Source organism: Rhizobium sp. PvP014 (assembly GCF_017876855.1).
Taxonomy (GTDB): domain Bacteria; phylum Pseudomonadota; class Alphaproteobacteria; order Rhizobiales; family Rhizobiaceae; genus Neorhizobium; species Neorhizobium soli.
Genome location: NZ_JAGIOT010000002.1, coordinates 3,495,532 through 3,520,515, shown reverse-complemented (window position 1 = coordinate 3,520,515; position 24,984 = coordinate 3,495,532). Strand labels below are relative to the sequence as shown.

Annotated in this window: 24 protein-coding genes; 9 read left to right on the top strand and 15 right to left on the bottom strand. The window is 62.2% G+C overall.

From position 1 onward, the window contains the following. Positions 1 to 208: 208 nt before the first annotated feature. A complete protein-coding gene (mutL, locus tag J3A65_RS21475; RefSeq protein ID WP_209903303.1) occupies positions 209 to 2,020 on the top strand; it encodes a DNA mismatch repair endonuclease MutL in 1,812 nt (603 codons plus the stop codon). 79 nt (positions 2,021 to 2,099) lie between these two features. Further along, positions 2,100 to 2,333 (top strand): DUF2093 domain-containing protein, encoded by a 234-nt coding sequence (locus J3A65_RS21470; protein ID WP_062579337.1) that lies wholly within the window; start codon positions 2,100 to 2,102, stop codon positions 2,331 to 2,333. Positions 2,334 to 2,365: 32 nt separating this feature from the next. Here J3A65_RS21470 and lpxK read toward each other — a convergent pair whose 3' ends face one another. The 6 genes from lpxK to J3A65_RS21440 all read right to left on the bottom strand — a co-directional run bounded on the left by lpxK (position 2,366) and on the right by J3A65_RS21440 (position 8,116). Continuing rightward, on the bottom strand, positions 2,366 to 3,406 hold the full coding sequence (gene lpxK, locus J3A65_RS21465) for a tetraacyldisaccharide 4'-kinase (RefSeq protein WP_209903301.1): 1,041 nt from the start codon (positions 3,404 to 3,406) through the stop codon (positions 2,366 to 2,368). Between the two features lie 3 nt (positions 3,407 to 3,409). Then, positions 3,410 to 4,168, bottom strand: coding sequence for an HAD family hydrolase (locus tag J3A65_RS21460; protein ID WP_244476070.1), 759 nt, complete (start codon positions 4,166 to 4,168; stop codon positions 3,410 to 3,412). After that, positions 4,168 to 5,496, bottom strand: coding sequence for a lipid IV(A) 3-deoxy-D-manno-octulosonic acid transferase (waaA, locus tag J3A65_RS21455; protein WP_174195708.1), 1,329 nt, complete (start codon positions 5,494 to 5,496; stop codon positions 4,168 to 4,170). Before waaA ends, J3A65_RS21460 begins: the two co-directional genes overlap by 1 nt. 167 nt (positions 5,497 to 5,663) lie before the next feature. Beyond that, positions 5,664 to 5,900: a DUF4170 domain-containing protein gene (locus tag J3A65_RS21450; RefSeq protein ID WP_062454846.1), complete on the bottom strand. Its 237-nt coding sequence runs from the start codon at positions 5,898 to 5,900 to the stop codon at positions 5,664 to 5,666. Positions 5,901 to 5,962: 62 nt separating this feature from the next. After that, a complete protein-coding gene (locus J3A65_RS21445; protein ID WP_209903299.1) occupies positions 5,963 to 6,766 on the bottom strand; it encodes a 3'(2'),5'-bisphosphate nucleotidase CysQ in 804 nt (267 codons plus the stop codon). Positions 6,767 to 6,769: 3 nt separating this feature from the next. Beyond that, on the bottom strand, positions 6,770 to 8,116 hold the full coding sequence (locus J3A65_RS21440) for a TldD/PmbA family protein (RefSeq protein WP_209903297.1): 1,347 nt from the start codon (positions 8,114 to 8,116) through the stop codon (positions 6,770 to 6,772). A 110-nt stretch (positions 8,117 to 8,226) separates the two neighbouring features. Here J3A65_RS21440 and J3A65_RS21435 point away from each other — a divergent pair, with 110 nt between their 5' ends. Next, entirely contained in the window at positions 8,227 to 10,035 is a 1,809-nt protein-coding gene (locus J3A65_RS21435) for a monovalent cation:proton antiporter-2 (CPA2) family protein (RefSeq protein WP_209903294.1), read from the top strand. On the opposite strand, the gene J3A65_RS21430 is transcribed toward J3A65_RS21435, so the two are convergent. The 3 genes from J3A65_RS21430 to J3A65_RS21420 are packed head-to-tail and all read right to left on the bottom strand — an operon-like array spanning position 10,036 to position 13,736. Next, positions 10,036 to 10,920, bottom strand: a complete 885-nt coding sequence (locus J3A65_RS21430; RefSeq protein WP_209903282.1) for a patatin-like phospholipase family protein — start codon at positions 10,918 to 10,920, stop codon at positions 10,036 to 10,038. A gap of 20 nt (positions 10,921 to 10,940) precedes the next feature. Then, positions 10,941 to 11,501: a 16S rRNA (guanine(966)-N(2))-methyltransferase RsmD gene (gene rsmD / locus J3A65_RS21425; protein WP_113109555.1), complete on the bottom strand. Its 561-nt coding sequence runs from the start codon at positions 11,499 to 11,501 to the stop codon at positions 10,941 to 10,943. A 3-nt stretch (positions 11,502 to 11,504) separates the two neighbouring features. After that, a complete protein-coding gene (locus tag J3A65_RS21420) occupies positions 11,505 to 13,736 on the bottom strand; it encodes a pseudouridine synthase (protein WP_209903280.1) in 2,232 nt (743 codons plus the stop codon). Positions 13,737 to 13,880: 144 nt separating this feature from the next. On the opposite strand from J3A65_RS21420, the gene J3A65_RS21415 reads away from it, so the two are divergent. After that, the gene (locus tag J3A65_RS21415) at positions 13,881 to 14,333 is read left to right on the top strand and encodes a nucleoside deaminase (protein WP_062453707.1); all 453 of its coding nucleotides are present in this window, start codon (positions 13,881 to 13,883) and stop codon (positions 14,331 to 14,333) included. 13 nt (positions 14,334 to 14,346) lie between these two features. Here J3A65_RS21415 and J3A65_RS21410 read toward each other — a convergent pair whose 3' ends face one another. Together J3A65_RS21410 and ileS are read right to left on the bottom strand one after the other, a co-directional pair. Beyond that, positions 14,347 to 14,985 (bottom strand): hypothetical protein, encoded by a 639-nt coding sequence (locus J3A65_RS21410; RefSeq protein WP_092662408.1) that lies wholly within the window; start codon positions 14,983 to 14,985, stop codon positions 14,347 to 14,349. A 135-nt stretch (positions 14,986 to 15,120) separates the two neighbouring features. After that, positions 15,121 to 18,102: an isoleucine--tRNA ligase gene (gene ileS / locus J3A65_RS21405; RefSeq protein WP_209903278.1), complete on the bottom strand. Its 2,982-nt coding sequence runs from the start codon at positions 18,100 to 18,102 to the stop codon at positions 15,121 to 15,123. 297 nt (positions 18,103 to 18,399) lie between these two features. Here ileS and J3A65_RS21400 point away from each other — a divergent pair, with 297 nt between their 5' ends. After that, positions 18,400 to 18,624, top strand: coding sequence for a hypothetical protein (locus tag J3A65_RS21400; protein WP_113109552.1), 225 nt, complete (start codon positions 18,400 to 18,402; stop codon positions 18,622 to 18,624). A gap of 5 nt (positions 18,625 to 18,629) precedes the next feature. Here J3A65_RS21400 and J3A65_RS21395 read toward each other — a convergent pair whose 3' ends face one another. After that, positions 18,630 to 18,869, bottom strand: coding sequence for a BrnA antitoxin family protein (locus tag J3A65_RS21395; RefSeq protein ID WP_092661361.1), 240 nt, complete (start codon positions 18,867 to 18,869; stop codon positions 18,630 to 18,632). An 80-nt stretch (positions 18,870 to 18,949) separates the two neighbouring features. On the opposite strand from J3A65_RS21395, the gene J3A65_RS21390 reads away from it, so the two are divergent. Both J3A65_RS21390 and J3A65_RS21385 read left to right on the top strand, forming a co-directional pair. Next, positions 18,950 to 19,201 carry a DUF1902 domain-containing protein gene (locus tag J3A65_RS21390; RefSeq protein ID WP_162728240.1) on the top strand — a complete coding sequence of 84 codons (252 nt, stop codon included), beginning with the start codon at positions 18,950 to 18,952 and terminating at the stop codon, positions 19,199 to 19,201. Further along, entirely contained in the window at positions 19,201 to 19,398 is a 198-nt protein-coding gene (locus tag J3A65_RS21385) for a type II toxin-antitoxin system HicA family toxin (RefSeq protein ID WP_113109550.1), read from the top strand. Before J3A65_RS21390 ends, J3A65_RS21385 begins: the two co-directional genes overlap by 1 nt. Before the next feature lie 3 nt (positions 19,399 to 19,401). On the opposite strand, the gene J3A65_RS21380 is transcribed toward J3A65_RS21385, so the two are convergent. The 3 genes from J3A65_RS21380 to chrA form a co-directional block, all read right to left on the bottom strand. Then, the gene (locus J3A65_RS21380) at positions 19,402 to 20,382 is read right to left on the bottom strand and encodes a bifunctional riboflavin kinase/FAD synthetase (protein ID WP_209903276.1); all 981 of its coding nucleotides are present in this window, start codon (positions 20,380 to 20,382) and stop codon (positions 19,402 to 19,404) included. Between the two features lie 13 nt (positions 20,383 to 20,395). Then, positions 20,396 to 21,244: a TIGR01459 family HAD-type hydrolase gene (locus J3A65_RS21375; protein ID WP_209903274.1), complete on the bottom strand. Its 849-nt coding sequence runs from the start codon at positions 21,242 to 21,244 to the stop codon at positions 20,396 to 20,398. Positions 21,245 to 21,389: 145 nt separating this feature from the next. Continuing rightward, entirely contained in the window at positions 21,390 to 22,739 is a 1,350-nt protein-coding gene (gene chrA / locus J3A65_RS21370) for a chromate efflux transporter (protein ID WP_209903272.1), read from the bottom strand. Between the two features lie 158 nt (positions 22,740 to 22,897). Here chrA and groES point away from each other — a divergent pair, with 158 nt between their 5' ends. Both groES and groL read left to right on the top strand, forming a co-directional pair. Further along, positions 22,898 to 23,194, top strand: a complete 297-nt coding sequence (gene groES, locus J3A65_RS21365) for a co-chaperone GroES (RefSeq protein WP_062453716.1) — start codon at positions 22,898 to 22,900, stop codon at positions 23,192 to 23,194. 59 nt (positions 23,195 to 23,253) lie between these two features. Continuing rightward, positions 23,254 to 24,897 carry a chaperonin GroEL gene (gene groL, locus J3A65_RS21360; RefSeq protein ID WP_209903270.1) on the top strand — a complete coding sequence of 548 codons (1,644 nt, stop codon included), beginning with the start codon at positions 23,254 to 23,256 and terminating at the stop codon, positions 24,895 to 24,897. Positions 24,898 to 24,984: the final 87 nt, after the last annotated feature.

The following is a 24,984-nucleotide window of genomic DNA, read 5'->3' as shown; positions in this document are numbered from 1 at the left end:
GGCCGATCCTCGTGTACGGGTGCCCAGCCGGCCCATACATCGGTTCCTCTGCGGAGAGCTGGCGCTCTCCCGGGTTCATCCTGTTCAACTCAGATTGAATATCGGTTTTCGGTTAAGGCCGAATTAAGATAGGCTTGCTGCAGGGCTTGCAGGGGACAAACCATCCGGCAGCCTTTCCTTCCCGCCGGAAATCCTTGAAAATAGCGCCATGTTCATCAAGCAGCTTTCCGAAACGCTCATCAACCAGATCGCTGCCGGCGAGGTCATCGAGCGACCCGCAAGCGCTGTCAAAGAACTTGTCGAAAACGCCATCGATGCGGGTGCGACGCGCATCGAGATCGCCACGGCGGGCGGTGGCAAGTCTCTTCTGCGCGTCACGGACAATGGATCGGGCATGGAGCCCGCCGATCTCAACCTCGCGATCCGCCGCCACTGCACCTCGAAGATCGCGACGACGCTCGACGATATCAGAACGCTCGGCTTTCGCGGCGAGGCACTGCCGTCGATCGGGTCGGTCGCGAAACTCACGATCACCAGCCGGCGCCAAGGTAGCGACAGCGGCTCGCAGGTGTCGGTGACCGGCGGCAAGACGACCGCGGCGCGGCCGGCACCGGCCAATCCCGGCACGGTGGTCGAAGTTCGTGACATCTTCTTTGCGACGCCGGCACGCCTGAAATTCCTCAAGACCGAACGGGCGGAAGCCGGTGCGATCACCGAAATCGTCAAGCGGATGGCGATCGCTTTTCCGCATGTGCGTTTCGTTCTGTCGGGCTCCGACCGCACCACGCTGGACCTGCCGGCGACCGGCGAGGACCATCTGGCGCGCATGGCGCAGGTTCTTGGACCCGAGTTTCGCGACAATGCGATCGAGATCGACGCGATGCGCGAGGATGTGGGGCTGACCGGCTTCGTCGGCCTGCCGACATTCCACCGGGGCAATTCGGGACATCAATACGCGTTCGTCAACGGACGGCCGGTGCAGGACAAGCTCATCCTGTCGGCCATCCGCGGCGCCTATGCGGAGCGGATGCCGTCCGGTCGCTATCCGGTGGCGGTGCTGTCGATCACGCTCGATCCGGCGCTGGTGGATGTCAACGTACACCCGGCCAAGGCCGACGTCCGGTTTCGCGATCCGGGCCTGGTGCGCGGGTTGATCGTCGGCGCCATCCGCGAGGCGTTGCACCGCGAGGGCGACCGGGCGAACACGACCGGCGCATCCGGCATGATGCAGGCGTTTAGGCCGGGGTTTTCATCCGGCCCCGCCTATCGGCCCCCGACGCCCGCTCCCTGGAGCCCTGCGGCATCGCCGTCGCGGCCGCTGCAGGCACCGTTCGGGTTCGGGGAACGGGCGCAGCAGAATTTCGACGGTTTGACCATGCCGGCGGCCCGCACGGACGATGCCATATCTGAAACGGTGCACGTTTCCGAAGACAGGCAGCGCCACCGGCTGGGTGCGGCGCGCGCGCAGGTGCACGAGAACTATATCGTCGCCCAGACGGAAAACGGCTTGGTCATCGTCGATCAGCATGCGGCCCATGAAAGGCTGGTCTACGAGGCGTTGCGTCAGGCTTTGAACGACAAGCGGCTGGCGTCCCAGGTTCTGCTCATTCCGGAGATCGTCGATCTGCCGGAAGAGGAGTGCGACCGGCTGATGCTGCATGCGGAGGAACTCGACCGGCTGGGGCTGGCGGTCGAGCGGTTCGGTCCCGGCGCGGTTGCGGTGCGCGAGACGCCGGCGATGCTGGGCGAAGTGGATGCATCCTCGCTGATCCGCGATCTCGCCGACGAAGTGGCTGAATGGGGAACCGCTGGGGCCCTGCGCGGCAAGCTCGAATATGTCGCGGCCACCATGGCCTGCCACGGCTCGGTGCGCTCAGGGCGCCGGCTTCGGCCCGACGAGATGAATGCACTTTTGCGCCAGATGGAGGCGACGCCGGGTTCCGGCACCTGCAACCACGGCCGCCCGACCTATATCGAACTCAAGCTCTCCGACATCGAACGCCTGTTCGGGCGGACTTGAAGGCGCGCCAGACGCGGTGTAGGGAATGACGGCATAACGCGCGAGCAATCCGATGTTTTTTCGCAGGAGACGCAGACAGATGAACCGGTTCGAAGGCGGCAGCTTCCGCGAGGCGAAAATCCGGTACCTGGATGGCGACTACCAGATCGTCAGCAGCGGTTCATACGTGATCTGCGCGATGACGGGTGCTCAGATCCCGGTTGACGAGCTCAAATACTGGAGCGTGGCGCGCCAGGAAGCCTATGCCGATTGCGCGTCCTCGCTGGAAGCCGACAAGCGCGCCGGCCTGCTGCCGAACCAGAGCCGGGCTTAAGCACAATCAACCGACGCGCGTTTGCGCCCTGATCAGGGTTTCACGCCGCTCTTCAGGCGACGCTCCCGAAACCTTGCGAAAGCCGCATCGATGATCTGGCCGGGCGCCTTCGGATTGTCGAAGCGCATCTCCACGTCCACCACCTGTACCCGGTTGAGCAGTTTTTCGGCCGGACCGTGATGACCGACGAGACGCACCGCGTCCTTGGCCGTCGTCACGAGATGGAGCCCGTCCCTGTCGGCTTCCTCTAGCAGGCTTTCGATTTCATCCGCCGTGAAGAAATGATGATCCGGGAACGACTGGCGCTCTGAAATCAACCCGCCGACGCTGTTGACGGTGCGGTAGAATTTCTCCGGATCGGCAATCCCGGTAAAGGCGAGAAGATTTGTGCCCGCCAGCGACTGGCCGGGGCTTGGATCGAGTGTCGCGACGTGGACCTGCTTGCCGGCGCGCGATGCCTGGCGCACGATCCTGTCGGCCGCGTCGCCGGTGCCGACCTTGAGGATGGCGGAGGCCTGGCGCATCTGCTCGGCCAGCGGTGCCCGCACGGGACCGCCCGGCACGAGATGGCCGTTGCCGATGCCGCGGACGGAATCGATCACGACAAGCGCGAAATCGATCGAGAGACGGGCGCTCTGGAACCCGTCATCCATGATGATGAGATCGACGCCGTTTTCCGCCAGCATCCTTGCACCATCAACGCGGCGGCGGGAAATGACGGTCATCGCTTCGCGCTCGAGAAGCAACGCTTCGTCACCGACGGCTTCGGCCCTGTGTTTGGAGCGATCGACCATTGTCGTGACGTCGAGCGATCCACCATAGCCGCGGGTGAGGAAACCGGGCGTGAGGCCTTTCTCCTTGGCAGCGCGGGCAAGCGTGATCGCCGTCGGTGTCTTGCCGGCACCGCCGACGGTGAAGTTTCCGACGCAGATGACCGGCAGGGGCGCCTGCGCCCGCTTCGACTTCGCCATGCGGCGGCCGGAGACGGCACCATAGACGAACGAAACCGGCGACAGCGCCCAGACGCGCCAGTCGGCCTTGGTCCACCAGAAGGGCGGCGCTTCGGAAACCACCGCTCAGCCCGCCGCAGCCGGTGCCGAGACCGGCAGGAGGGCGGCAAAGGCGGAGATATCGTCGAGGCAGAGATCGGCGGCAGTCGACAGCGTCTGGCGCGAACCGGTCCCGGTCAAAACCGCGACCTTGATGCCGGCGCCGGCCGCCTCGCCCATATGCATGTCGTGATTGTTGTCGCCGACCATCGCCACCTGTTCCGGTTCGAGACCGACGACCTCGCAGAATTTCAGGAACATGCCGGGTTTGGGCTTCACACCAAAACCGCTGTCATAGCCGCAGATGAAATCGACATGATCGATAAAGCCGAAACGGATCGCCGTCTGGCGGATGGCTTCCTCATTGTCGCTGGAGGCGATGCCGAGCTTCAGGCCGCGTGCCTTCAGCGCGCCGAAGAAGGCGGCGAGATCGGTGACCGGAACGGAATATTCGGCAGAGCGAACGAAGAGTGCATCGAGCTGACGGGTGAGATCTGCCACATCCATGGGGGCGCCTGCGGACACGAAACCTGCGGCGATCTCGGCGGCATTGCCGGCCGCAAGCAGGCTATCGGCACGGGTGTGGCCGGATACGGGATCCATGCCGCCGGCTTGCAGGAGGCGCATTTCGAGATCCGCATCGCCGCCCGACGCGATGCGGGCCGCTTCGCGGTTCACCGGGCCCCAGCTCGCATCATAGTGCAAAAGCGTGCCGTCCTTGTCGAACAGGATGCCGGCGATATGCGAGAAGTCCATATCCGCCACGTCGCTTGTCGCCCCGGCCATCAGCGTGCAGCACCGGCGGCGGCTGTCTTCGGCTGAAGCCTGGCGCTGACGGTGAGCGGATTGACGTAAGGTTCGAGCGCCTTGACGGTCTTTGCCAGTGCACCGCGCATTTCGTCCATCGCATCATGGCCGGCTTCGACCATCTTGCGGCGGGCAAGGTCGTTGATCATCAGGTAATGCACGGCCTTTGCCAGCATCTCGACATCGCGGACCATCCGGGCGCCGCCCTTCTTGACCAGATGCTGGTAGGCATCGCGGAAATTGTCGATGTTCGGGCCGGACAGAACCGCAGATCCGAGCATGGCCGGCTCCAGCGGGTTCTGGCCGCCCTCGTTGGTCAACGACTTGCCGACAAAGGAGATTTCGGTCAGCCGCAGATAAAGACCCATTTCACCGATGGAGTCGCCGAGGAAGATATCGGTTTCCGGCGTGATCGTGTCGTTGCGCGAGCGGCGCGCGACGGTGAGACCTTCCGCCTTCAGCATGTCCTCGATCGCATCTGCGCGATCCGGATGACGGGGCACGAGGATGGTCAACAGGTTGCTTTTCGGCTTCAGCGCCCGATGCACGGTGGCAGCGGCCTTTTCCTCACCATCGAAGGTGGAGATCGCAGCCCAGGTCTTGCGCTCGCCGATTTCGGCCTTGTAGCGGGCCAGAAGCTCCTCGTCGCATGGCGGCGGGTCGGTGTCGGTCTTGAGGTTGCCTGACACGATGACCGGCCAGGCGCCGAGATCACGGAAACGCTCGGCATCGAGATCGGACTGGGCCACAACGAGCGCCAGCTTTTCGAACAGCGCTTCGGCGATGGTATTGTGATTGTGCCAGCGCGTGAACGAGCGATCCGACAGCCGGGCGTTGACGCGGATCTGCGGGATCCGGCGGCGTGCCAGCTCGGCCACCGTCGTCGGCCAGATTTCGGACTCGGCCGTAATGCAGGCATCCGGTTTCCAGTAGGAGACGAAACGCTTGATGGAGAATTTCAGATCGAACGGCACATACTGATGAATGACTTCATCGCCGAGCCTGGCATCGACCAGCGCTGCGGATGTAACGGTCCCTGTCGTCAGCAGGACATGGATCTCGCGACGACGAAGTTCGCGGATCAGCGGCATGATCGACATGGTTTCGCCGACGCTTGCGGCATGAACCCAGACCAGCGGTCCGCGCGGGCGCGGGAGGCTGGCATAGCCGAGCCTTTCGAGACGGCGCGAGGAATCTTCCTTGCCCTTCATCGACCGGTACGTGAGGTACGGCCCGGCAAAGGGATAAAGCGCGATGCCGGCCAGGCGGTATCCCGCCAGGGCCATGCGAGCCATACTGCCGCTCATCGCTTTTGCCCCCACTGCATGATGGCCGTCATCAATCCCGGTCGTCCTTCTGATATCGTATCAGTCGCCGAATTTCTGTCATGCACAAATGCGTCAAAAAGGGGTCCCGGACCCTATGTTCCAGACCTTGGCATTTCGAAACCTGGCAGATCAGGCTTGCTTCAGCGTTACTTGGGGCCTGGCTCGAGCAGGCGATGCATGTGAACGATGAAATAGCGCATCTGGGCGTTGTCGACCGTCTGCTGTGCCTTGCTGCGCCAGGCCGTCAGGGCCGTTGCATAATCGGGATAGATGCCGACGATATCCAGCGCCGCAAGATCCTTGAACTGAACCTCTTCGAGGCTCGAAAGTTCGCCACCGAAAACCAGATGCAGAAGCTGTTTCTTGTCAGTCGTCGCGGTCATGTCCATCCTGTCCCGTTTATCCTCTCCGCCCGATCCTCATCTGCGGCATTACGCCACAAAGGTCAAGCGGCCGGAAATCGCTGGATCTGCGGCAATAGCCGTTCCAGTGCATGCTCTGCGCCAGCCACCAGCATCTCGTGGCGGACCTGCCGCCGGTTGTAGGTGAGCGGGCTTCCCGCAAGGTCGGTCAACCGGCCGCCTGCGCATTCCAGGATAAGGTCGGCGGCGGCGAGATCCCAGTCATGCGAGTTGCGCTTGACGACGGTGCCATCGAGGCGTCCGTCCGCGACCATCGCCAGCCGGTAGGCGAGCGACGGGATATGCCGATGGCGTTCGACATGGCTGCGGAACGGCAGATCAAATTTCTTCACAAGGTTTTCATCGGCAGCGATCACAAGCTTATCATGATCATCCTTGGTAACAGAGATCGGCGCACCGTTGCGGATCGCCTGACCGCCCTTGACGGCAAAGAACTCCTCGCCGAGCGCCGGCGCGACCAGAACACCCGCCACGGGTCGGCCGTGATGGACGACGGCGACCGAGACGCACCAGGTCTTTTCGCCATTGATGAAGGCGCGGGTGCCGTCGATCGGATCCACCACGAACAGCGTGTCGAGTGAAAGCCTGGCGTCGTCGTCATCCGTTTCTTCCGAGAGCCAGCCGTAATTGGGACGGGCGGTCAGAAGCAGGCTCTGGAGAATGTCGTTTGCCGCAAAGTCTGCGGCACTGACGGGCGACGAGCCCTCGTTTTTCCACCAGACTTCCGGCGACTGGCCGAAAAAGCCATGCGCGATCTCGCCGGCCTGACGGGCGGCATCCCGGATCAGGTCAAGATCCTCAAGCCACTGACCCTCCGCACCATCCATCGGTCAGCTTCCTGCCAGGGTCATGCCTTCGATGGCGATCGTCGGTGAGGCTGTGCCGAACTTGCGGTCGATATCGTTTGCCGGCGTCATCCGCATGAACATGTCCTTCAGGTTGGAGGCGATCGTCACTTCGGACACCGGATAGGCAAGCTCGCCGTTCTCGATCCAGAAGCCGGTCGCGCCGCGCGAATACTCGCCGGTGATCATGTTCACGCCCTGGCCGATCAGTTCGGTGATGTAGAAACCGGTGCCGATCTGGCGGATCAGGTCTTTGGGCGAAATATCGCCCGGTTCCAGCGCGAGGTTCGTGGAGGCCGGGGTGACCGACGTGCCGCCGCGCACGCCGCGGCCATTGGTCGGGAACCCGATCTCGCGGCCGGTCGAGGTAGAGAGGAACCAATGGTTCAGCACGCCGTCCTCGATCATCACGAGACGCTCGCCCTTCACACCCTCGCCATCGAAGGGGCGCGAGGAGGAACCGCGCACGATCAAAGGATCGTCGGTGATATTGAGGCCTGGTTTCAGCACCTGCTGGCCCATCTTGTCGCGCAGGAAGGATGTCTTGCGGGCAACCGATCCGCCGTTGATGGCGCCGGCGATATGGCTGACAAAGCCGCGCGCGATGCGCGGATCGAAGACCACGGTGACATTGCTGCCGGTATCGACCTGGCGCGGATTGATGCGCTTGACCACCCGCTCGCCGGCACGCCGGCCGATCAGCTTCGGATCGTCGAGATCGGCTGCAAACAGACGGCTGTCGAAATCGTAGTCGCGCTCCATCTTCGTGCCCTCGCCGGCGATGACGCTGACGGAGCGGCCGAAGCGGCTGGCCATATAGGCGCCGGAAAATCCGTGCGAAGTAACGAGAACCATTCCGCCCATGCCGGCAGAGGCGCCGGATCCCGACGAATTGGTGACGCCTGCGACATCGAGGGCCGCCTGTTCCATCTCGAGCGCCACGTCGCGCATCGTATCGGCGGAGACTTCGGTCGGATCGAACAGGTCGAGATCGGGGTAATCTCTCGCAAGGTCCTTTTCATCCGCGAGGCAGGCGAAGGGATCCTCGGGCGAGACCTTTGCCATGGCGACTGCGCGTTCGGCCAGCACCTTCAGATCGAAACCCGGATTGGCGGAAACGCTTGCAACCTTGTTGCCGACGAAGACACGCAGCGAGAAATCGTCGCTTTCCGACGATTCGGTTCCTTCCACCTTTCCGAGCCGGACGCTGACGGAACTGGAGCGGGAGCGGACGACCACCGCATCCGCCTTGTCGGCGCCCGCCGCCTTGGCCAGATCGATCAGTTCGCCGGCACGCGCCAGAAGGGAGGCGGAATCGATTTGCGAGGTCATGTTTGCAAGCCTTTCGTTTGCACCCCATTTATTGTGCACCGACCAAAGCATCAAGGGCAGCGCTCCGATTCCCCGGTTGACCTTCCGCATTCCCGACCCGAAAGTGCCCCATGACTGCAAACGGCTCCCACTTTACCGAAATGTTGATGCTGCTTGCCGGTGCGGTGATCGCCGCCCCGCTGTTTCGCAGGCTCGGTCTTGGCACCGTGCTTGGATATCTCGCGGCCGGCATCCTGATCGGTCCGGTGCTGCAACAGGTGACCGATACGCAGGAAGTGCTACATGTCGCCGAATTCGGCGTCGTGTTCCTGCTCTTCGTCATCGGGCTGGAGCTGAAACCCTCGCGTCTGTGGCAGATGCGGGCCGATGTGTTCGGGCTTGGGCCGGCGCAGGTGGCGATATCGGGTGGCATCCTGAGCGGTTTCGCCTACCTGTCGGCGATGGCGGACTGGCGCGGCAGCCTGATGATCGGCTTCGGGCTTGCCCTGTCGTCCACCGCCTTTGCGCTGCAGATCCTCAATGACACAGGTGAGATGAACAGCCGCTACGGCCAGCGCTCCTTCTCCGTTCTCTTGTTCCAGGATCTCGCGATCGTGCCGCTTCTGGCGTTGATCACAATCCTGGCACCCGGCACGAGCGAGGCTGCCGCCACCCCGATGCTGGACTTTGCAATCGCTGTCGCTGCCGTGGGCGCCATGGTGGTTGCCGGCAAGTACCTGCTGACACCGATGTTCCAGATCATTGCCAGCAGCGGTGCCCGCGAGGTGATGATTGCCGCCGCCCTTCTCGTCGTGCTCGGTTCGGCGGCTGCGATGCAGGCCGTCGGTCTGTCGATGGCGATGGGTGCTTTCCTCTCCGGCGTCATGCTGGCGGAATCCTCCTATCGGCACGAGCTGGAAGCGGATATCGAACCCTTCCGCGGCCTGCTTCTGGCGCTGTTCTTCGTCGCTGTCGGGCTTTCGCTCGAAGTCCAGGTGATCTTCGAAAACCTTGCCTTCCTGATCCCGGCCGTTGCCGTGTTCATGGGCGTGAAGGCGGCCGTGGTCTACGCTCTCTCGCGTCTGTGGGGTTCGCCGCCCAATGACGCGCTGAAGATCGCGTTCCTGTTGCCGCAGGGTGGCGAGTTCGGCTTCGTGCTGTTTACCACCGCGACCGCGGCGGGCCTCCTCTCTTCCGCCACCGCTTCGCTTCTGATTGCCGGCGTGACGCTGTCGATGGCGCTGACGCCGCTTGGCTCTGCGCTTGCTAGGCGCCTGCAGAAGAGCGAGACGCGCGAACATCTGGAGGAGGATTTCGAAGGCGCCGGAGCCGATGTGCTGATGATCGGCTTTTCCCGTTTCGGCCAGATCGCGGCGCAGATCCTGCTTGCCGGCGGCAGTTCCGTGACTGTCATCGACGACAGTCCGGAGCGTATCCGGCAGGCGGCCAATTTCGGCTTCCGGATCTATTTCGGCGACGGTGCCCGCAAGGACGTTCTGATCGCGTCCGGTATCGAGAAGACGAAGATCGTCGTCGTAGCAACCCAGAAACGGGAAACGACGGACCGGATCGTCGACCTGATTGCGTCGGAATTTCCCGATGTGCGCCTGTTCGTGCGGTCCTACGACCGGGTTCATTCGCTGGCGCTGCGCGAAAAGAACGTCGAATACGAGTTGCGCGAAACGCTGGAGTCCGGGCTGCTGTTTGGGCGACGGACGCTGGAAGCGCTCGGCATGAGCGAGGCTGCCGCCTCCGAGATCGGCGACGATATCCGCCGTCGCGACGAGGAACGGCTGCAGGTCCAGGCCGTGCAGGGTTTGGGCGCCGGCCGCGAGATGCTCTTCAACAGTCCCGTTCGCCCCGAGCCGCTGATCAAGCCGAAACGCACCGGCAAAAGCCCGGAGGAAAAGGCTTCCGGTGTTTCGATCGGCAAGTGGTGATCAGGCAGCCCTTTCCAGAGCCTCGATCGCACGCTTCAGCTCTTCTCTTGTGCCTTCTGAGGCTTCGAGGATGTCGCGCGCCTTGTAGAAATCCATTACGCCGAAGCGATTGACGCTGGGACGCAGGAAGATGTGCGGCGGATTGAGTTTCAGCTTGAGGGCGATGCTGGCCTGCATGGTGAGCTGGCTTGCGCCGAACAGGCTGTCGAAGCGGTTGGGTGGATGCAGGCCATCGCCTTCCGGCGCGCCGACCACATCGATGCCGATCACCACGTCGGCGAGATCCATCAACTGCTCGTAAGGGACGGGATTGAAGACGCCGCCATCGATCATGATGCGGTTGTTGACCCTGACCGGCATGAACAGGCCGGGAATGGCGGCAGAGGCCGCGATCGCCTTGCGCAGATTGCCCGTCTCGAGGATCACCTCCGCCTGGCCATAATAATCGGTGGCGGAGATCTTCAAGGGTATGACGAGATCGGCAAAATCCTGCGGGATCTGGCTCGGCAGGAAGGCCTCGAGGATCGGCTCCAGATTGAAGTGACCGAAGCGAAAGCCGCCGAGTGCATCGCGCATCGTGGACGGGCCAAGGCCCCAGAGCCGGTTCACCAGCGAGCCGCGGTTGCCGACGGTCTCGACGGTATAGTCGCGAATCTCGCGGCCCGACATGCCCGATGCCATGGCGGCACCCATGATCGCGCCGATCGAAGAGCCGGAAATTGCTACCGGCCGGATGCCGAGTTCGTCCAGCGCTTCAATGACATGGATATGGGAAATGCCGCGTGCGCCGCCGCCGCCGAAGGCGACCGCGTAGCGCAGATCGCCCTTCTTGCCGCCAGGGCGATCCGCAGTCTCATGATCAGCAAGGGTCAGCCTCGTGTTCATGGATCGCCTCCCGCCTTTGCTCAGGCCGGCTCGTAGCGGAAGAAATCCATCCGCGTATCGCCGAATGTTCGGCTTTCGAGCAGCTTGTAGGCCGGATCGACTTCAACCGTCACATCGGCGCGTTCTTCGAGAATCGCGAGTGCGCCGGGCACCAGCCAGCCGCCGACATGGGCGGCAAACAGAGCCCCCTCACCCAGCTTCTGACCATAAGGCGGATCGGCGAAGAGGAAGTTGTAGGGTTCCAGCGTACCGACCGGGCCGAGCTTGGTGGCATCGCGGCGCAGGATGCGGGCGCGGCCATGCAGGCCGAAAGCGTCGATGTTCTCCCACAGGAGACCGCGACCTTCGACACCGTTTTCGACGAACAGCGCATGACGACAGCCGCGCGAGACGGCTTCCAGTCCGACGGCACCGGTGCCGGCGAAAAGATCGATCACCCGCGTGCCATCCAGCGCCTGCGGATAGACATGGCCGATGATGTTGAACAGGCTTTCGCGCGTCCGGTCGATGGTCGGCCGGATCGCGCTGGTTTTCGGCGTGGCGAGCGTGCGGCCGCGGAATTCACCCCCTACGATGCGCACGGATCAGCCTCTCGGGGTCCGCGGTTTTCCACCTGGGCCGCCTGATCGAGCGCCAGCCGGACGTCCGCCTGGCTTGCCACCCGAGGGACGGCCACCCGAAGGCTTGCCACCGGACGGCTTACCGCCAAAGCTTGGCTTACCACCGCTCGGCTTGCCACCGAAGGATTTGCCGGCAGGCCGTGCACCTCTGGGCTTATCGCCGAACGCGGGCTTGTCACCGAACGGACGATCCGAGCGCGGACGATCGGGACGACCTTCTCCAGCACTGAACGAGCGGGCTGGACGATCACCATCCTCGCGCGGGCGACGGTCACCAGTCGGGCGGTCACGCGTTGGGCGGTCACCGGTGGGGCGATCACCGCGCGCCGGCCTGTCGCCATAAGGGCGATCCGAGCGCGGACGATCGGAACGGCCCTCGCCGGCGTTGAAAGCACGGGCGGGACGGTCGCCATCCTGACGTGGGCGACGGTCGCCGGTCGGGCGGTCACCTGTCGGGCGGTCACCACGGGAAGGACGATCCCCAAACGAACGCTCGCCGCGGGGCTTGTCGCCATAGGCACGATCGCCGCTTTCGCGCGGCTTGCGGTCGCCGAAGGAGCGCTCGCCTCTCGGGCTGTCACCGCGGGGGCTATCGCTGCGGGGTCTGTCGCTTCTCGGCTTATCGCCGCGGGGTTTGTCGCCGCGCGGCTTGTCACCGAAGGAACGCTTGGCGCCGAATTCGCCCTTTTCCGGCTCCGGCGGAGAATCCGCACGGATCCAGTCGGCGTCGTCATCGGCGCGCTTCACGATCACGCGGCGGTCATTTTCCGGCACCTGTTTCCTGAACAGCTGCTCTGCCTGGGCACGAGCGGAAACCGCCCGGACGCTGCCGTCGGCGTTTGGACGCGCACCCGGCGCCATCCAGACATTGGCGGTGCGGCTGGTGCCCATCGGCGGACGCTTCTTCGGCTTTTCGTCGCCGAGATCACGGTCGTTGGACTTGAAGCCTGGCTTTGCGCCGAACTTGCCCTCGGGCTTTGCGCCGAATTTGCCGGCCGGCTTTTCGGAGAACTTGCGTTCGGTCGCCTTGGTATCGAGACGGCCGAGCGAGCGCTCGCGTCTGTCCTCGTCGCGAGGACGTGCCGGGCGATCCGCCGGGCTCGACCATTCGGAGCGGGAGGAGCGCGCCGGCTTCTCGTCTTCAGCAGCGGCAGGCGTTTCGTTGTAGATCGGCGCGTCGAAATTCGCCTTCGCTTCTTCGATCAGGCGCGGACCGAGCTGGTCGCGCAGCGTGCGGCCGCGCACTTCCATGACCTCGCCTTCCGGCAGGTCACCGAGCTGGAACGGGCCGTAGGAGATACGGATCAGGCGGTTGACTTCAAGCCCGAGCGCGCCGAGGACGTTCTTGATCTCGCGGTTCTTGCCTTCGCGAAGACCCATGGTGATCCAGACGTTGCGGCCCTGCGAACGGTCGAGCGTGGCTTCGATCGAGCCGTAGAGAACGCCATCGACGGCAATGCCGTCCTTCAGCTTGTCGAGCGCTTCCTGATCCACCTCGCCATGGGCGCGGACGCGGTAGCGACGCAGCCAGCCGGTGGTCGGAAGTTCCAGCACGCGCGACAGACCGCCGTCGTTGGTCAGAAGCAGCAGGCCTTCGGTATTGATGTCGAGACGGCCGATGGAGAGAACCCGCGGCAGTTCGCCGGGCAGGTTTTCAAACACGGTCGGACGTCCTTCCGGATCGGAATTCGTCGTCACCAGGCCGCCGGGCTTGTGGTAGAGCCACAGGCGCGTGCGCTCGACACCGCGGATCGGCACGCCATCCACCTCGATCGCATCGTCGAAGGTGACGTTGACGACAGGCGTATCGAGAACCTTGCCGTTGAGCGACACACGGCCATCCATGATCATCCGCTCGATATCGCGGCGGGACGCCACGCCGACGCGGGCGAGGATCTTGGAAATGCGCTCGGGCTTGCCATCCGACGCTGCCGTTTCGGCAGAGGCTGCCTGACGGCGCATCGGCTTTGCCGGCTTGTCGGCGGCAGCGTTTTCGCCACGGGGCTTTTCAGCGCGCGGCGCAACGGAGCGCGGACGTTCTGAGCGGGGCGCGTCGGAACCGGGCTTTGCGGGCGCCCGTTTCTTGAAGCCCGTCCCCGTCTTTGTCTTGCCGGCTGCAGCATCTGCAGATTTCGGCTTGATCTCGCGGATGAAGGTTTTGGCTTCGCCGCGCTTCGGCTTGTCTTTTGAAGTCATTTGTTGTTTGCCTGAAGCATGATGTCTACGGAAACGAACCGGACATTCGTGTTCGTGGATGGTGATGAAACACGCGCACAGCGCGCTTCGTGTTGAATGCTTCCTACCAGTTCATGCGAGCCGGGTTAAGAGGAAATCGCGGAAATGCCCAAGAGCGACGGTTTCATGGATGCCGCACTCACAGAAGCCAGGCTTGCAGCGGCACAGGGCGAAGTTCCCGTGGGTGCCGTGCTGGTCATGGACGGCCAGATTATCGCCAGATCCGGCAACCTGACCCGCACCAAGAACGACGTGACGGCGCATGCCGAGATTGCGGTTATCCGGGCTGCGGCCGGGGTTCTCGGCCAGGAACGGCTTAGTGGTGCCGATCTTTACGTGACGCTGGAACCATGCACCATGTGTGCGGCGGCGATTTCGTTCGCGCGAATTCGCCGGCTGTATTACGGCGCGGGAGATCCGAAGGGGGGCGCTGTGGAAAATGGCGTGCGTTTCTTTGCACAACCGAGCTGCCATCACGCGCCGGACGTCTATTCCGGGCTCGGAGAGCGGGAAGCCGCCGACATTCTGACAGGCTTCTTTCGCTCACGCCGGGATTAGGCAAGACAAGGTCTTACTGGAAGGGCTTCCACCAGCTGCTGTTCGACGCCTGGGTTGCGCTCTGCGCTTCCTTCTTGCGACGGCGCTCCTTCTCGTTCTCGGGTTCTCCGAGATCCTGAAGCGTTGCGGCATCGGCGGCACGGAATTCAGCCGGCGGCTCGGACAGGGAACGGCGGCGCGAGCCCATGTTGACCGTTTCGACATCCTGCTTGGCCTTGCGGAAGGCTTCCCATTTTTCCGTTTCGGTCATCTGACCGCCCTGGCCACGACCGGCCATCAGCGGCGAACGGTAATTGTTGTTGCCTTCGTTTTCCTTGGCTTCCAGACGCAGGCGCGCACGGGTCTCTTCCGGAGATTCAACCCAGTTCGGGTTGCTTTCGCGGTTGGCGAGCGACTGCTGGGGTGCAGGAAGACTGCTCTGACCCTTGCCGGCAACGACCAGCGTCGGGCGAGGATTGTAGCGCAGCTTTTCTTTCTCTTCATCGCGGGCGCTGCCGAGAGCGACAGCTGCTCCAAGATCGTCGCCGAGCTGGGCCATTGCCGTCTTGTCGGTGCCATAGGTCGGGCCGCCCATGCAGCCGGAAAGAGACACGGTTGCAGCCAGCATGCCAACCGCACCGATCGCGGCACGAAACGCATAAGTCGTTTTCATCAAACCCCTACCATCGGCGCCCGTCCTGACGCCTTCAAAACCGGAAGTCATCTCGTGCCGGAACATTCCGGCCAATTTCAGGCAGGAATACCGGATGACGCGGCCAAGCGCAATCATCCGGTAATCTGCAAGCCATCAGAGCCGGCCAAGCTTGGCCAGTTCTGTCAATGCAGCCGCATCGCGGGCCGAAACATCCGGCCAGGCGGGATCTGACCCGACATCCGTCGTCACCCGCCACGAGCGGGCGCATTTGACGCCGTCAGCAGGCTTCGGCTCAACCGACACGCCGGACACTTCCGCCAGACGGAACGCCGTCTGCGGGCCTTCGTCTGCCACGATCGTGATCGCGGACGTGATGCAGGTCTCTTCGAAATCCAGTCCTTCCAGCGCCTTCAAAAGCTCGGCATCGGCGACATGGACGACGGGAGCGGCTTCAAGCGACGACCCGATGCGCTTGTCCTTGCGCTCGATTTCCAGCGCGCCTGTGACGACAGAGCGAACCTTGCGGATCTTTGCCCATTTCTCGGCAACCGCATCGTTCTTCCACTCGGCAGGCACATCCGGGAACTGTTCCAGATGCACGGAGACGGCATCGGGCTTCAGGGACAGCCACGCCTCTTCCGTGGTGAAGGGCAGCATGGGTGCAAGCCACGTGACCGTGCATTCGAAGATCTTGCGGATGACCGCAAGCGAGGCGCGTCGGCGCAGCGACGACGGAGCGTCGCAATAGAGCGCATCCTTGCGGATGTCGAAGTAGAAGGCCGACAGTTCGATATTGCTAAAATCGATCAGTGCGCGGGCGATCTTCTTGAATTCGAACGCATCGTAACCGGTGCGCACGACTTCATCGAGTTCGGACAGCCGATGCAGCATGAGCTTTTCAAGTTCCGGGAGCTCGGCATAAGCGATCTCTTCGCCGTCGTCGTGGGCCAGCGTGCCGAGCATCCAGCGAATGGTGTTGCGCAGCTTTCTGTAAGCATCGACATTGGTCTGGATGATCGTCTTGCCGAGGCGCTGGTCTTCCCAGTAATCGGTGGTCATGACCCACAGGCGCAGGATATCGGCGCCGGCATCCTTCATGACGTCCTGAGGCGCCACGACATTGCCGAGCGACTTCGACATTTTCTGGCCCTTCTCATCCATGGTGAAACCATGGGTGACGACCGTGTCATAGGGCGCGCGGCCGCGGGTGGCGGCCGATTCCAGAAGCGACGAATGGAACCAGCCGCGATGCTGGTCGGAGCCTTCGAGATAGACGTCGGCCGGCCATTTCAGGTCCGGACGGTCTTCGAGGGTAAACGTGTGCGTCGAGCCTGAATCGAACCAGACGTCGAGGATATCCATGACCTGCGTCCACTTGGCGCCGTCATGGGCATTGCCGAGGAAGCGTTCCTTGGCGCCTTCGGCAAACCAGGCATCGGCCCCTTCGGCGTCGAAGGCTTCCAGGATGCGGGCATTGACCTCTTCATCCTGCAGGACATTGCCTTCCTCATCGGCAAACACGCAGATCGGGACGCCCCAGGCGCGCTGGCGCGACAGGACCCAATCCGGGCGCTGCTCGATCATGGCGCGCAGGCGGTTCTGGCCGGCGGCGGGCACGAAGCGGGTATCGTCGATGGCGGTCAGCGCACGGGTGCGAAGCGTCGTTCCGTCCGCGAGGTCCTTGTCCATATAGACGAACCACTGCGGCGTATTGCGGAAGATGATCGGCTTCTTGGAGCGCCACGAATGCGGATAGGAGTGCTTCAGGCGGCCACGGGCAAACAGCGCTTTGCGTTCGATCAGCGCCTTGATGACGCGATCGTTGGCATCGCCCTTCTTGCCGTTGTCATCCATGACGCGAGCACCCTCGAAACCGGGGGCGTCGGTCGTGTAGGTGCCGCTATCATCGACCGGGAACGGGATGCGCGGATCGATGCCGCGGGCTTCGAGTTCCTTGACGCTGGACATCCAGGCCTCAAAGTCCTCGCGGCCGTGGGATGGGGCGGTGTGGACAAAACCGGTACCGGCATCATCGGTGACGTGGTCGCCGGCGAGGAGTGGGACGGCGAAGTCGTAGCCGAGATCCTTGAGGGGATGAGAGAGCGTCATCGCAGCGAGGTGAGCAGCGGAAACGCCGCGCAACTTTTTAAGGGAAAGCTTGGCCTTCGTTGCCGATTCTTCAGCCAGCGAGTCAGCAAAAATTAGCTTTTCGCCCGGCTGCGGACCAAACTCATTGGTGGCTTCCGTCACCTCATAAAGGCCGTAAGCAACCTTTGGCGAGTAAGCGACGGCACGGTTGCCCGGGATGGTCCAAGGGGTGGTCGTCCAGATGACGACATGCGCGTCGCGCAGGTCTTTCTTTATCGCTAAGTCATCCTCGGCAAGTTTCTGTAGATCCTCGTCGCCAACCCACTGGCCGCCAGTCCCAAAGGCAGCAGTTGTCACCGGGAACTTCACCCAGATCGTGTCGCTCTCGTAGTCGTGGTATTCCACCTCGGCTTCGGCAAGCGCCGTGCGCTCGACCACCGACCACATGATCGGCTTCGAGCCGCGATAGAGCTGGCCGCTCATGGCGATCTTCAGAAGTTCGCCGGCGATCCGGCTTTCCGAATGGAAATCCATGGTCAGGTAGGGTTTGTCGAAATCGCCGACGATGCCGAGGCGCTTGAATTCTTCGGCCTGGATGGCGATCCACTTCTGCGCATAGGCGCGGCATTCCTTGCGGAACTCGATCATCGCGTCCGGCTGCTTCAGGTCGGGCTTGGCCTTGCCCTTGGCGCGGTAATTCTCTTCCTCGATCTTCCACTCGATCGGCAGACCGTGGCAATCCCAGCCGGGAACGTAGTTCGCATCATAGCCGCGCATCTGGAACGAGCGGGTGATGACGTCCTTGAGGATCTTGTTCAGCGCATGGCCGATATGGATGTTGCCGTTGGCGTAAGGAGGGCCATCGTGCAGCACGAATTTTTCGCGACCGGCGGCGGAGGTGCGCAGCTTCTTGTATAGGTCCATCTCGCGCCAGCGGGCAACGGTTTCCGGCTCTTTCTGCGGCAGGCCTGCCCGCATCGGAAACTCGGTCTCGGGCAGATAGAGGGTCTTCGAGTAATCGAGCTTTTCAGTCACTGTATCGGTCATATTGGCTATCGTCTCTGGCGCCGGGACAGGGGCGCATGCGGATGAATTCGGTGGCAGAAGCGCTCCTGGAAGCGCCGAAAACCCGGACCCTCCGGCCGACTGTTCAAGCCGCGCGGAAGGCCGGGCCGATAATTCGTATGATCATCGCGGCCATGATCCTGGCCCGCCGGAAATCTGTCATGGGGGCGGTTATTACGGTGTTTTTCGGGTGAAAGGAAGGGGCAAAACGGTAGCCCGTCCTGCGCGCTTGTTGGCAATTCGGACAGCGTGTATCTTCCAGCCTGAGAGGTAACGCCGATGACGAAAGACGCTTCGTTGACACTGCAGATCGATCGGTCGCTGCATGACGAGTTCATGGAAGCTGCCGAGGCTGCCAATCAATCGCCATCGAAAGTTCTGCTGGGCCTGATGCAGGACTATATCCTGCAGCAGAAGATGGCTCCGGATTATCTCGCATTTCTGCAGAAGAAGGCAGACATTGCTCGCGGCGAACTGACCGCGGGCGAAAGTTTTTCGGGCTAGGACCGTTAATCCTTCGGGTTCGCCTTCATCACCGCCACCAAGGCATCGTTGATGCGATCCTGCCAGCCGGGGCCGTCGTCCTGGAAATATTCGATCACGGCGCTGTCGAGCTTCAGGGACACGAGTTCCTTTGCCTGAGGAGCGGCGCGTCGTTCCACTGCCGGAGCAGCGGGTTTCTTGACCGGCTTGAACAGCGCTTCGGCCGCTTCCATCGGGTTTACGGGCCTGCGGGGTGGAGTTGCCATGGGATATCATTCCTGCGTTGCGGACTACTGATGACAGATATATGGTTTTCGGGAAACCGCAGACCTTCAGAGTAGACACCGTGAAGAGAACATTCTTTATCAAAGCTGTCTGGGATGAAGAAGCCAGGGTCTTCTATTCGGAGAGCGACATCGAGGGCCTTCATATCGAGGCGCCCGACGTGGATTCTTTTGAAGACGTCATCTTCGATGCAGCCATCGATCTCATCGTTGCCAATCATATATCCGCAGAGGATCTGGCACAGACGCCGGTGAAGGACCTCATCCCGGCAATTCTCTGGCAACGGCCCGCCGAGATGACGGCGGCCGCCTGATGGTGGACGGTTTTTACAAGACCGTCCGCTCGATCATTTCAGAACTCGGCTATGTTTACCTGACGAATGCCAAGGGCTCTCACGAAAAGTGGCAATCGAAGGCGACGGGGAAGATAATTCTCGTACCCCGCACTCTTCTCAGCCGCCACACAGCGAATGCCATTCTGAAAGACGCCGGGTCGGACAGGCGCCTCTAAAGCCTAAAACGCGATCTTCATGTCCAGCTCGCCGAGCGGCTTTACGCCTGACAGCAGTGCCCTCGCCTCTGCCTCGTCGTTTTTCATCTGGGCGACCAGGGGGTCGAGGCCGTCGAATTTGAGTTCGGGGCGCAGGTAGCCGAAGAAGGAGACCGAGCAGATTTCGCCGTAAAGGTTTCCGGAGAAATCGAACAGAAAGGTTTCGAGAAGCGGCGCGCCGTCTTCCGTCACCGTCGGGCGGCGGCCGTAGCTTGCGACGCCGTCGTGAAGCGTGCCGTCGGCTCGTCTGAAGCGCACGGCGTAGATGCCGGGTTTCAGTTCCGTTTCAGGTGCAAGCTTCATGTTCGCGGTGGGATAGCCGAGCTGGCGGCCGAGCTGTTCGCCGCCGATCACCTCTGCCTCGACCGTATAGCGATAGCCGAGCAGACCTGCGGCAGCCACGACGTCTCCTTCGGCGATCAGATCGCGGATGCGGCTCGACGAGACGACTTCTGCGTTTTCATCGCGAAAGGCATCCACCAGCGACACGGTGAAGCCGTGACGATCTCCGGCCGTCATCAGGAAGGCCGGTCCGCCTTCACGGCCCTTGCCGAAATGGAAATCGAAGCCCGTGACGACGGCGCTTGCGCCCAGCCAGTCGGTCAGGATCGTCTTCACGAAATCCTCGGCCGAACGGGTCGCGAAGTCGCGATCGAACGGGTACTCGATGACCGAGCGGAACCCCATCGCTTCCAAGAGCCGTGCCTTGAGTGGCGCCGGCGTCAGCCGGAAGACAGGCTGGTCGGGCTTGAAGACGGTGCGCGGATGCGGCTCGAAGGTCAGAACGAGTGCTGGCACGCCGCGGCTGGCGGCAAGCTCCAGCGCACGATCGAGCACGCTGCGATGGCCGCGATGGACGCCATCGAAATTGCCGATCGCGACGACGCCGCCCTTCAGGCTTTCGGGCAGCGGCTCCTTCATTTCGTTGCGGTGAAATACGGTCATGACAGGTTCCGGATCAGGCGAGGCGCGGCATCCAGAATTTTGGCGCCGCGTTCTCGCTTTTCAGCCATTCCTGCATGATCGCCTCATCGGTTTCGCCATCGACGGAATATTCCGCGATGTGAATGCCGGCACTGATATAAAGCAGGTCGAGGCCTTGCGAAAGCGCGCCACGAACATCGGTCGGCATGCCGTCGCCGATCGCGAGAACCCTCGCCTTGTCGACATCGCCGCGCTCCTGGCGGGCAATCGAGAGCGCCTCGTCGTAGATCGGCTTGTGCGGCTTGCCGGCCACGCGCACCTGGCCGCCGAGTTGTTCGTAATAGGCGGCGACCGCACCGGCGCAGGGGATGATCCGGTGACCGCGCTCGACCACCAGATCCGGGTTCGCGCAGATCATCGGCACGTCGCGGTTGATGAAGGTGGTCAGCATCTGGGTATAGTCTTCGGGCACTTCCTTCTCGTCGTCGAAGAAGCCGGTGCAGACGACGCAATCGGCGTCGGCTTCAGAAACGATCTCGATACCCAGTCCATCGAAGAAGTTGAGGTCGCGTTCAGGCCCCAGCAGAAACACCTTCTTCGGGCCTTCGGCGACCAGATGCCGGGTGACATCGCCAGACGTGACGATCCGGTCATAGGTTCCATCGGGAACACCGAGGTGCCTCATCTGTTCGATGACGCCGGGTGCGGGACGCGGCGAGTTGGTGATCAGGACGACAGTGGCGCCGGCTTCTCTGGCGGCGGCCAGGGCCGTGCAGGAATGCTGGAAGGCTTCGACGCCGTTATGGACCACGCCCCAGACGTCCGAAAGCACGACATCGTAGCCCTCGATCACGTCGTTCAAATTCTGGATGCGATTTGCCATGTCAAAAGTTCCTGCCGGTTTTGCCTGCTCGATTAGGAGGCTGACATCGCAAACCGTTGGCGAGATTACAAGGGAGAAGGCGGTGAAAGCGGGCCGCGCGACGTAGATCCCGGCAAAACTTCATATTTTTGCAATGATACGATCCTCACGACATCAGGAAGATCTGGGCGAGAAAACCCGCCGCCGCGCTGATGGCGAGCACCGGCACCATGCCGAGCTTCAGGACGAACAGCATGATGGCGGAGGCTGCGAAAAGCAAAAGAGCGACGGGATCGAGGCTGGACCAGACCGGGACGGAAAGGCCAAATGCTGCTGGCGCAAAGAGATCGACGTGGCGAACCTCTCTGAACAGAACATGCAGGCCGAACCAGATCGCGAGGTTGAGGATGACGCCGACGACCGCGGCGGTGATGACAGACAGCGCGCCGGAGAAAAGGGCGTTGCCGCGCAGGCGCTCGATCAGAGGGGCGCCCGCAAAGATGAAGACGAAGCTCGGCACGAAGGTTGCCCAGGCGACAAGCAGGCCGCCGATTATTCCGCCCGTGACGGGGCCGAGACCGGAGGCTTCGCGGAAGCCGACGAGGAACCCGACAAAGGACAGAACCAGCACGAGCGGGCCCGGCGTGGTTTCGGCAAGCGCCAGTCCGTCCAGCATCTCGCCCGGCTTCAGCCAGCCGTAATCGGCGACTGCAACCTGCGCCACATAGGCCAGCACCGCATAGGCGCCGCCGAAGGTGACCAGTGCCATCTTGGAGAAAAACGCGAACAGGCTGGACAGGCTTTCCGGCGCACCGAAGGCCCAGAGCGCCAGAACAGGCGACTGCCAGACAAGGATCCAGAATACAAGCGTTGCGATCGTGCGGGCGACACCAGGTGTTTTCGCGCCGGGATGACTGTCCTCTTTGGCGACGCTGCCTTGCGGTTGCTGCCCCCCTGCCCGCGTCATCAGATAGCCTGCGAGACCGGCCACAAACACGACGAGCGGAAACGGCAGGCTGAAGAAGAACAGGGCTATGAAGGCAACGGCCGCGACCCCGCGCAGGAAGGTAGTCTTCAACGTTCGGCGTCCGAGGCGGATCACTGCCTCCACCACGATTGCAAGGACCGCCGCCTTCAGGCCGAAGAACAGGCCGGCAAGCCATGTCGCATCCTGATAGAGGACGTAAGCTGCTGAGAGACCCAGAATGATGGCGAGGCCGGGAAGGACGAAAAGCAGGCCGGAGACGATGCCACCGCGCACGCCGAATAGAAGCCAGCCGATATAGGTGGCTAGCTGCTGCGCTTCCGGGCCGGGCAGCAGCATGCAGTAGTTAAGGGCGTGCAGAAACCGCTCTTCCGAGAGCCAGCGTCTTTCTTCCACCAAAGTCTTGTGCATCATGCCGATCTGTCCGGCAGGCCCTCCGAAACTGAGGGCACCGATCCGGGCAAACACGGCCACGAGCTCACGAAAGCTCGGCGCTGCGCCCGGGTTTTGGTCGTTAAGCGTATTCTGCATGGCCGCTCCCTGAGCCCTGAATTTTTCAAGCCCGTTCTTGACTCAGCTCGCAGCCATCCTTATCTCGGGTCTCGTTAGCACTCTCGATAGATGAGTGCTAAACGTCACTCCGCGGGTCCTTGAGACCCGTCCATGTCATTTGATCGAGGGATTAGACAATGACAAGCACCAATTTTCGCCCCCTGCACGACCGCGTTGTAGTCAAGCGCGTCGAGTCTGAAGAAAAGACCAAGGGCGGCATCATCATTCCCGATACCGCCAAGGAAAAGCCAGCTGAAGGCGAAATCATCGCCGTTGGTCCTGGCGCCCGCGACGAAAGCGGCAAGCAGGTTGCACTCGACGTCAAGGTCGGCGACCGCGTTCTGTTCGGCAAGTGGTCGGGCACCGAAGTCAAGCTCGATGGCGTCGACCTTCTGATCATGAAGGAAGCCGACATCATGGGCATCATCGGCTGATTTTAGCCGACTGCTCTTCTTCCAATATTTGCTGACACCCCTTTTCAGGAGTTCCCAACATGGCAGCTAAAGAAATCAAGTTTGGCCGCACCGCGCGCGAAAAGATGCTTCACGGCGTCGATATCCTCGCTGACGCAGTGAAGGTCACGCTCGGCCCCAAGGGTCGTAACGTCATCATCGACAAGTCCTTCGGCGCTCCGCGCATCACCAAGGACGGTGTTTCGGTCGCCAAGGAAATCGAACTTGAAGACAAGTTCGAAAACATGGGCGCCCAGATGGTCCGCGAAGTTGCTTCGAAGACCAACGACATCGCCGGCGACGGCACAACGACTGCTACCGTTCTTGCACAGGCCATCGTTCGCGAAGGCAACAAGGCCGTTGCAGCCGGCATGAACCCGATGGACCTGAAGCGCGGCATCGATCTCGCCGTTGCGGAAGTCGTCAAGGATCTCCAGGCCAACGCCAAGAAGATCTCGACTTCGGAAGAAGTTGCACAGGTCGGCACGATTTCGGCAAACGGCGACGCACAGGTCGGCCGTGACATTGCTGAAGCCATGCAGAAGGTCGGCAACGAAGGTGTTATCACCGTCGAAGAAGCCAAGACCGCTGAAACCGAACTCGAAGTCGTCGAAGGCATGCAGTTCGACCGCGGCTACCTGTCACCTTACTTCGTGACCAACCCGGAAAAGATGGTCGCCGATCTCGACGACGCTTACATCCTTCTGCACGAGAAGAAGCTTTCGAACCTTCAGGCCATGCTGCCTGTTCTCGAAGCTGTCGTTCAGACCGGCAAGCCGCTCCTCATCATCGCTGAAGACGTCGAAGGCGAAGCTCTTGCAACGCTCGTCGTCAACAAGCTGCGTGGCGGCCTGAAGATTGCTGCTGTCAAGGCTCCTGGCTTCGGCGATCGCCGCAAGGCCATGCTGGAAGACATCGCCATCCTGACGGGCGGCACTGTCATCTCCGAAGACCTCGGCATCAAGCTCGAAACCGTAACGCTCGACATGCTCGGCCGTTCGAAGAAGGTCTCGATCACCAAGGAAAACACGACGATCGTCGACGGCGCCGGTCAGAAGACCGACATCGAAGGCCGCGTTGCACAGATCAAGGCACAGATCGAAGAAACATCTTCGGACTATGACCGCGAGAAGCTGCAGGAACGTCTTGCCAAGCTCGCTGGCGGCGTTGCCGTCATCCGCGTCGGCGGTTCCACGGAAATCGAAGTCAAGGAACGCAAGGACCGCATCGACGACGCGCTCAACGCGACGCGCGCTGCCGTTCAGGAAGGCATCGTCCCAGGCGGCGGTACCGCACTCCTGCGCGCTTCGACCAAGATCACGTCCAAGGGCGCGAACGACGACCAGGAAGCCGGCATCAACATCGTCCGCAAGGCGCTGCAGTCGCTGGTTCGCCAGATCGCAACCAACGCTGGTGACGAAGCTTCGATCGTTGTCGGCAAGATCCTCGACGGCGACAGCGACAACTTCGGCTACAACGCCCAGACGTCGGAATATGGCGACATGATCGCCATGGGCATCGTCGACCCGGTCAAGGTCGTTCGCACGGCTCTGCAGAACGCAGCTTCGGTTGCTTCGCTGCTGATCACCACCGAAGCCATGATTGCCGAACTTCCTAAGAAGGAATCGGCTGGCGGCGGCATGGGCGGCGGCATGGGCGGAATGGGCGGAATGGACATGATGTGATCAGGCCGTAAGGTCTGCACATCTGATCCTTCAGGTTCAGTGTTTCGGAAAGGGCGTCGGGCAACCGGCGCCCTTTCTGCTATTGAG